At 54.7% G+C, this 8186-nt stretch carries 11 protein-coding genes; all 11 read right to left on the bottom strand.

Annotated features, from left to right (window positions below; genetic code table 11):
• Positions 1-581: 581 nt before the first annotated feature.
• The 11 genes from RID21_RS15095 to RID21_RS15045 all read right to left on the bottom strand — a co-directional run bounded on the left by RID21_RS15095 (position 582) and on the right by RID21_RS15045 (position 7977).
• Positions 582-764, bottom strand: a complete 183-nt coding sequence (locus RID21_RS15095; protein ID WP_350190197.1) for a hypothetical protein — start codon at positions 762-764, stop codon at positions 582-584.
• Positions 765-843: 79 nt separating this feature from the next.
• A complete protein-coding gene (locus RID21_RS15090) occupies positions 844-2187 on the bottom strand; it encodes a hypothetical protein (RefSeq protein WP_350190195.1) in 1344 nt (447 codons plus the stop codon).
• Between the two features lie 80 nt (positions 2188-2267).
• Positions 2268-2471: a hypothetical protein gene (locus RID21_RS15085; protein WP_350190193.1), complete on the bottom strand. Its 204-nt coding sequence runs from the start codon at positions 2469-2471 to the stop codon at positions 2268-2270.
• A 90-nt stretch (positions 2472-2561) separates the two neighbouring features.
• The gene (locus RID21_RS15080; RefSeq protein ID WP_350190191.1) at positions 2562-2807 is read right to left on the bottom strand and encodes a hypothetical protein; all 246 of its coding nucleotides are present in this window, start codon (positions 2805-2807) and stop codon (positions 2562-2564) included.
• 12 nt (positions 2808-2819) lie between these two features.
• A complete protein-coding gene (locus tag RID21_RS15075) occupies positions 2820-3764 on the bottom strand; it encodes a hypothetical protein (RefSeq protein ID WP_350190189.1) in 945 nt (314 codons plus the stop codon).
• An 89-nt stretch (positions 3765-3853) separates the two neighbouring features.
• Positions 3854-5350: a Ycf46 family AAA ATPase gene (locus RID21_RS15070; protein WP_350190187.1), complete on the bottom strand. Its 1497-nt coding sequence runs from the start codon at positions 5348-5350 to the stop codon at positions 3854-3856.
• 94 nt (positions 5351-5444) lie between these two features.
• The gene (locus tag RID21_RS15065) at positions 5445-5672 is read right to left on the bottom strand and encodes a hypothetical protein (RefSeq protein WP_350190185.1); all 228 of its coding nucleotides are present in this window, start codon (positions 5670-5672) and stop codon (positions 5445-5447) included.
• The gene (locus tag RID21_RS15060) at positions 5672-5869 is read right to left on the bottom strand and encodes a DUF2997 domain-containing protein (protein ID WP_145451913.1); all 198 of its coding nucleotides are present in this window, start codon (positions 5867-5869) and stop codon (positions 5672-5674) included. The genes RID21_RS15065 and RID21_RS15060 overlap by 1 nt, the downstream gene beginning before the upstream one ends.
• Positions 5866-6234 (bottom strand): DUF1257 domain-containing protein, encoded by a 369-nt coding sequence (locus RID21_RS15055; protein WP_350190183.1) that lies wholly within the window; start codon positions 6232-6234, stop codon positions 5866-5868. The genes RID21_RS15060 and RID21_RS15055 overlap by 4 nt, the downstream gene beginning before the upstream one ends.
• Positions 6235-6638: 404 nt before the next feature.
• On the bottom strand, positions 6639-7175 hold the full coding sequence (locus RID21_RS15050; protein WP_350190181.1) for a hypothetical protein: 537 nt from the start codon (positions 7173-7175) through the stop codon (positions 6639-6641).
• A 58-nt stretch (positions 7176-7233) separates the two neighbouring features.
• Entirely contained in the window at positions 7234-7977 is a 744-nt protein-coding gene (locus tag RID21_RS15045; protein ID WP_350190179.1) for a DUF4339 domain-containing protein, read from the bottom strand.
• Positions 7978-8186 lie beyond the last annotated feature (209 nt).

The raw sequence follows: 8186 nt of genomic DNA, 5'->3' as shown, positions 1-8186 counted from the left end.
GACGCTAAATCCTCTTTCAGGTCTCTGAAATAACATCGCGATCTGAGATGGATATCCCCAGGCAGTGTGGTAATGAGTCTCCCGTAACTACACGCGTGCAAGCTGATCACAGAGTGAATCTAAACGCTGTGCGATCTCCCTCCGAGTAAGCCTCGGCAGCAATGTATACATAAGGCGACTATTTAAGAGCATTGTGGCTGCCTATTTTCGGCTATCCAGAATCAGCCCCTGTGGCCCTCTGGCGACCTAAGACGCACCCAAGCCCATCCTTACCCCCAGAAACGCCCTGAGAACGCCGTAGGATGCCTAGAATCGAGTCCAATCAGCACGGCCACTGATCCCTTTTCTGCATAATGCATCTCTTCTCAGCTACAGCACAGGATATGTGCACATAAAGGCACCACCCAATTCATGTAGTCTGAAATCCGACAGGGCTCTGGAAATCACGCTCAACGCCTATCAATTCCCCGTGTCTGATAGATAAAAAATGCCCAGGTGATTGAGAGTATGCACATCTCAATATGCCCTGCCTGCCCTCACTTGGATCAAACCATAATGAGGACAGCACAGGGCTGCACGCGTTAACGCTTGGGGCGATGGTCTGGTATCCGGATCTCACCGGTCAATAGCGATGAACCGACCAGCAAAATACTCATCACGAGGAACACCACCCAGCTTCCGGTCAGCAGACCTAACAGTGTGGAAACACCCACGCTGCCTGTTAAGTGGAACGCGTTCAATTTGTCTTTACTATTGTAGGTCATGAAATCTCCCACGGGGTTTTATTAACCAGCCTGTCCCTGACAGGGACGTCGTTTCTCAGAAGCTCCCTTAATGCAAATTTCAGGTGCTGACGCTCTGATCGGAAGTCAGACCGCGGCTCCAGCCTTGGCTCTGTTCGCTGAGCTGGGACATCAGGTCCCGGATATGCGACACGGTTTCAGTCAGGCCACCACACAGAGACTTCATTTGCGTCAGAACCTGCTCTGCTTCGACAGATGGCTTCTGTTTTGACTGAACCTGCTCAGCCACACGTTTCCGCTTCATCCGAGACTGGGCAGCTTCAGGAGAAACTGAAGTAGACTCAATCCGGACGGCATCAGGCTGGGACTGCAAGGTTTCTGCCTGAGTCAGCAGTGCCCAAACGTAGATTCTGTGCTCATCTTTGCAGGAAGCCGGCGTATCCGATCCGCTCAGACTGATCTCCCGAAATCCCAACTGCAAAGCGCGCCTGAAATAATCCCGACTCGTATTGGCACGCAGACTTTCTCCGAATCGCTCCGAGCGACACAGGACATAATCCCGCTGCAGTCCCTGTCCTGCTTCACGGGTACGCACCGTAACCTCCCCGTTCAAGTCCAAGGTCACCTTTCCGGCATCATCCTGGTGAAACGGCTTAGGCTTCATAGCCGCACAGATAAACTCGGCATCTTCATCCGGGATTTGCAGCAACGCGACTGCTTCGGGACGATTATCGACCAGTTCCAGCACATTGGGAAACCGTGCCTTCTCGTTGATCCGCAGCCAAATTGTCCACGGTCCCGATCGGAGTGCCATCCATTCCGACGTCCTGCCGACTTCGACTGACTTCCCACGTCTCATTTCCCGACTGCACAGCAGGCGATTAGCGGGTACCAGGATCTCACCCTCCCAGGGGAACTGGAACCCATCCTGAACCAACAGCTGCCTGCCGTCAGTACTGATTACCTGACCTAATTGGCCTCGCAGCTGCAGATGATCCAAAGCGTAACGCGCGGAATCATCTGTTGCCGTTTCGCAGGCATCACTTAAGGCATCCATCAGCCGGGATTCGTTGCGGTCCAGCTTGTCAGGCAGTGCCGGGAATTCTTCGCATTCCGCTGCCGGGTATTCCATCGACTGGGGAATACCGGCTTCCTGCCACTCTACTTGAATGGCTTTCTCCTGCTGCTGAATCTGGACCAGATCGGCCCTGGGACCATGGCAACAACGCAGCAGCCCGAAGGGAGCGACCAGGTGCTGGGACTCCAGCCCCTCTGCTGGAATTCGGTATTCCAGTGCCACCTGCTGATTGCGGGTCCGAATCCGCAAGTGATGCTGGTCGACCAGAAACTCGACTGGCGGACCTGTCTGGCGGCTGGTAATTCCCAGTCCGCGACTGAAGACATTTTTCAACTCACGTATTAAAGAGCGAGATACTTGTATCATTGTTTCTCCTGTGCGATCAGAAAAAGCCCACCCGGTAACAGGCACCAGGCAGGCAAGTAAAAACTGCTATGCGAACACGTTCACAGAACAGGCTGTTTGATCAGAGCGACATTCCGCTCCAGATCCACCTGGTCCCAATCCAGGATCTGTGGCGGCAGGTCACAGGGCTCGGGATCAAAACGGACGGTCAGCGGGTCTGCCAGACTGAAACCGCGAAACCGGACTTCCCGTAAATCTTCACCCGTTGCCTGAGCGACCTGCTGGTCGAGTTGAGCTTGTATCATTTGCGTTGACTCCTGCTAGAAATGAGAAAACGCTGCCCCCTCGGAGCAGCGTGAATACACACTGCCCCGCAGGGCACATTGAGGATGTTGCTACCGCGAATCGGTCAGCCAGTTCGTTTCCAGCCACTCCCGTTCCGCGTGCAGAGCATCACTTCGGTTCCGGTAGGGTCCCAGTAACGGTCCCCCTACAGGTGACAAATCCGCCGTCCAGTTTCCCTGCTGATCCGGCTCGACATGAGAACCACGTTCAATCTGCAGCTGTCCTATGTCATGTAGATCCAGCGTTTCGTCATACAGGCACCGCACGGCACCATCGGTTTGAATGAGTATTTGCATGGGGCCTCCCGCTTATTTGGGTCGACGCTGGATATTGCGGCGAGGCCGATCCACCAGCAGCTGGTCCAGGTTGTGCTGCACTGTCGACATTTGAGACGCCACTCGTTCGCGCACATCCTGACTGTCACGCAGCTGCTGGGGGTTCACGCCGGTAATGATCTGCTGGGCATTCGCCACCAGTTCATCCAGTTGCTCATTCGAGCGGATGTTGAGCTGACGAAACCGGTCAAAGAAATCGGTCAGGTTGGTGACCGCGGTATCCCGAAAGACCTTGGGCTTCCCATCCTGTCGGCCCGTCAGCCGTTCTGTCAGATGATCCACCATCTGTGTCAGCTCACTTAAAAACGCCTGCTCTGCCAGCTGCACGGCTTCGTCAAACCGGGACTGCACCCGCTGACATTCCTGCTCATACAGCTCCGGGTTGAGCTGCCGGAGGTAATTCGGAGGCTCTACGGACGGATAATCATGCTCGATTTCGAACATGCCGATCAGCGACGGTGGATAGTCATCCGGATTGAATAAGTCCCCCAGACGATCCCGGGCCGCATTGCGCAGTTCTTCATAGTGCCGATCCAGTTCCGCAACCGCCTCATCCAGTTCCCGACGGAAATCCGCGATCGACTGATCGAAGGCCGTAATCTCATCCTGGCGGATCAGCCGAATCCCCGGTTCCGGAAAGGGGAGCGACACGCCTTTCCAGTAGGCGATCGCACGCCCCCGGATCGCCGTGACGGCTTTGAAGGCGGCATGACGCGTATCCAGCAGCTTCTTGCCGGCAGAAAGGTATTTTCCTTCGGCACCGAAGGAATCGGCGGCCTGGTTCTTCTGCTGGGCCGTGAGCGACTTTCTCACTCCCAGCCAGGTAAAGCTCAGCCGGGCTGCCGCCATGGAAGATCGTAGCCGCTCACTGGGGGTAACGTTCGTCTCAGGGGGAGCCTCTTCGAGTAATGTTGACATATCAGTATCTCCAGAAACAAAACAAGCCCGTGAATGACGCTACTTCGTCACACACCGGCTTTCGTGGATTTGAATTTAAAAAGTGGTTTTTAATTCTTGGATGCATCGCGATTCACGCTGCGACGCGAGCGGGCTCGTTGCTGTGGCTTACGGTAAATGCCAGGCAGATTCGCTGAAAGACAGCGACCACCGGCCCAGGTCCGCAACTGACTGACCGATTCCGCTGCAGTCACCGCGACGGGAACCACGTTTTGAGCGGCCTGACGCAGAGGCAGATCAAGCAGGGCTGCCAGACGGCAACAGGACTTAATCTCTGCACCGGTCCAGTCTGTGTCATCGGGAGCGGCCTGGTCCGCGTCGATCTCGAACAGATCCCGGTAGAGTGCCCAGATCGCGTCTTTCTCCTCACGATCAGGGAGATCCAGGAAAAACACGCCGTCAAAACGTTCACTCCGACTGAACTCCGGAGGCAATCTGGAAACGTCATTCGCGGTACACACCACGAATACGTCGGACTGGTGATCGTTGAGCCACGACAAAAACACGCCAAACATTCTCGATGCGACTCCGGAGTCTCCACTACCGTTCATCCCGGCAAAAGCCTTCTCGACTTCATCGATCATGGCAATGCAGGGAGCCATCGCATCAATGACTTTCAGGGCCTCCCGCGTGCGCTCCTCCGACTGCCCTACCAGCGAAGCCATCAGGCTGCCAATGTCGAGATTGAGGACAGGGCGACCGACCTCCCTGCCGAGTGCTTTACAGAACTGGGATTTGCCACAGCCAGGCGGAGACAACAGCAGGACCCCACGCGGGCGTTTCAACGGATTCCCACGCTGTGGATGCAACATGGCCCGTTTACAGAACGCCTTGAGTGCTGCCAGGCCTCCCAGGCTGCTGAAGTCATCGTCGCTGCGGTACAGTGAGAGCAGACCGCTTTTTTTTAGCGTCTGGGTCTTTAATTCCCAGACAGCATCTGCTGTGATTCTCCCGTCCCGAACCAGTGACAGGCTGAACGCATTCTCCGCCTCCATCCGGGTGAGTCCGGCTGCCGCATCGAGAATCACCTGCAACTCAGCTTCTGCAGGCAATTCCCCGTCCTCCGTGGCAATCCCGCGAGCAATTTCTTCCAGTTCCTGCCGGTGGGGCAGATCGTGCTCCATCACGACAAACATGCGTTCCAGCTCGGTGGGGATTTGAACGACGGGCGACAGAATGATCACGATCGCCCGGTTCTGCTTGCCCGTGTTGATCTGCTGTGACAACGCCTGGACAACTTCTGCCGACTGCAGGAACCGGTGAAAGTTCTGCAGCACGAGAATGGCCGTTCCTTCAGGCGTGGCCAGGGCATTGATGGCCTTGATGGCGGTCAGGGGATCATTGCTGCTTCCGCCCTGCTCTGTCTGACCGGGGACGCTGAGCCCCGTGTCAATATCCCAGGTTGCCAGCTGCCACTCAGAATCATGGCAGAGCTGAGCAATCTCCATCAGAGCATCCTGGTGCTCATGGGACTGAATCCACAGTCCTGGGAAACAGGCCGCGACATGTTCGGCCAGTTTTTGAGTCAATGAAGTGGTGGTCGACATTGCGACTCCTTATTAAGTGATTAAATGCAAAAGCCCCAGCCGAAGCCGGGGCATTGACGAAACAATTCGATGGGGGACGTGCGCAGCTAAGCTGTCAGGTAGGATCTTCAAGGTCTGCCAACTGGCGTTCCATACGGGCGATCCGCTCCTGAAGTTTCTCCACCTTGTGGAAGGCACGTTTCAGGCGAGTCATCCAGCGACTGAGGGCCTCCTGCTCTTTGATCAGGTCTGCATGCTTCTTACGAATACGGGCAATGCGACGTGCTTCGACAGCCGGATCTTCGCGTTGCTGCCGTTGGATCTGTCGACGGACCCTGGTCATCAACCACCTCCTTCCTGAAGACGTTGCCGTTCATCAGCGACCTGAAAGAACTCCGGTGTGGTCCGTTCGCTGGTCCGTTTCCCCAGGGCTTCCTCAATAAACCGGCTGGCTTCGCGGCACCCTGCACCGGAAAAGCCTTTGGTCTCCACGCGTGTCTGTCCGTCCGGGGTGACTGTGATCTCGATCGTCTGGTTCATACAGCACCTCCCACCTGGACCGTCAACTTGATCGAGCCGTCAGCCTGAGCCTGCTCGGTCACCGTGTGCCCCTTACGACGTGCCTCGATACGTGTTTTCTCAACGGCATATCCCTGCAGGAAGCGATCAAGCTGATGCTGCTCCCCCCAGCGGCCTTCGAAGTTGTCGTATCGGGCCTGGCCGGACTCTGTATCGAACACAGCCGGATATCGCCAGCCAGGCAGCTTGACGATCGTACCGGTGGCAGAGTCGCTGAAAAGCTTTACAGTCCCCTGCGTTGGTGCCTCCAGCTTGAGACGCTGACAGGCAGCACTGATGGCTGCCTCGTCCCGGACTTCGGTTTTGATTTCCACAATATGACTCATGAATTGGTTCTCTTTCACGTTAAATGACTGGTTAGAATCTAGAAAGTACTTTTTAGATCTGGGTTACCTCAGGACCGCCGCTGGCTGGTTTGCTGCTGGCCTTCCTGTTGATGGTGTTCTGCGGTCAGCTGTTCCCCGGTTCGCTTACCAACAGTCTGAAAACAAAAACGCCCTGAAACAGTCGTCGGGGAGACTATTTCAGGGCGTACGAAACTGTCTGATGTGACTATGTAGTATTCAGGACTAATCCTGAGACTTTTAGGCTGCTCCTGCTCGCGGTGGCTACGCGATCGGCCGAAACATTTGCCCAACTCTCAGGTGTACTCTCACCTCAGATTATGCGAAGCTGTCAAAACAAGGTTCCGAAGGTTCCCACTGAAAAGTGTTATCAGCAACTACAGGCATCAAAGAAGGTCTTTAGTTCCTGCAACCAGGAATAAAATGCCCAGGTAAATCACGATCACGGCACCAATTCTGTAAAAGACAGGACGGTACTTGGGTATGCCCCGGAAATTGTGAGCAATCCCAGTCAAACCGGTATAACAGCCGATTAAAACCATCGCTAAACCACCTATGGTCAACGAGAACGGTAGCACGCCGTGGAACCAGTGGTCTTCCGGCACCCTCTGTGCGATTTTCATTGAGACCAGAGTCAGTGCGACCACTCCCGCCAGAACATTCCAGCCCGGTAACGGAGCGATCGGGTTTTCTTTCTCGTCGGTAGGGGCATTTTTTTCAGGGACAAACCCGGGAAACAAGCCGATCTCAAATGCCTGGAATTTCCGGCCGTCCTCGTGAATGATCTCGGTTTCTGGCTGGATGTAGTCCAGCTCTACATAGTCCATGAGTTCGTTATAAGAGTAAGGGCCTGCAAGCAGGCCCTGGTCATCAAAACGCCACACTGTGGCTTCCCGGTTTTCGGGGACTGGATATTCGGTCATGAAGCTCGATCTCTTTCATAGTCTGGTTAATCAATACGGGACTTAATGCGTTGATGCCTTATGAGAGTGGTAGAAAACGGGCATTGCGCCTCAGCCAGAAAAGTGAAGTGAGCAGAAACGCCCCTTCGCACAGTGCGACGAGGAATACAAAATAATCAATCAACTCGACTGACACGGATTTTGAGGCGAAATTGTTTTGATCGGTCATTGCAATGATCACCATCACCCCGAGAGACAACAGTAAATGGGCCGCAGTTGCGACTACGATACTGAGGATGATGATATTCGGACCTGAACGGCTTAACGCTCTGAGACGAATCCCACCGATGAAGAGTGAAAGTGTTACCCCCAGCGAAACGAGCATGCTGATTATCATCGCCAAGGCCTCCACGCCCATGAGCGGAGCCTTTTCTTTTAGCGCGGTCCCGCTGATGATTTCTGAAAAGGTATAGAGGCACCAGAGCCAGGGGGAGATCTGGAGCGTGTAGATACAAATCCAGTTCGCCATGGCGGGCAGTCTGGGATTGGTGAGCAAGGGCTCGATAGGGTAACTGTCCACAGGGGGAGTCGGCGGGGATTGCAAACCGGATTCCTCAGGTCCAGATTCGAGCTCGCTCCAGGCGGATAGTGGCTTCCACTCCTTCCCACCGGATGAATAGGCATAATCTGCCGAGCTGATGCGTTTTGACTTTAAGCCATCACTGATTTCCTGGTAAGACAGAGGTCCTTCCGCCTCACCATTCTTCGCCAGCCACCACTGGTTCAGAGGACTCTCAATCGTTTGTTTACTTTCTTCGTGCATGGAATATACCGACCTTCTCTATATGGATTGGGGGTTCAATATGGGTTTCTCTGAGGGGCTGAGGTCTCTACCGCGATAAGTTTTGCTGAGCCTCAGTTTCTTCGTGTCTCGGCCCGTCCTGCTTAAAGCTCCCAGAACTGTTGAGTGCCTGTTACCTGAGGTTTAAACACACACCGTTTGGACATATTTACAGACACACAATGATACTT

The organism is Gimesia sp. (genome assembly GCF_040219335.1).
Lineage (GTDB): Bacteria > Planctomycetota > Planctomycetia > Planctomycetales > Planctomycetaceae > Gimesia.
This window is presented reverse-complemented; position numbering and strand designations above follow the sequence as displayed.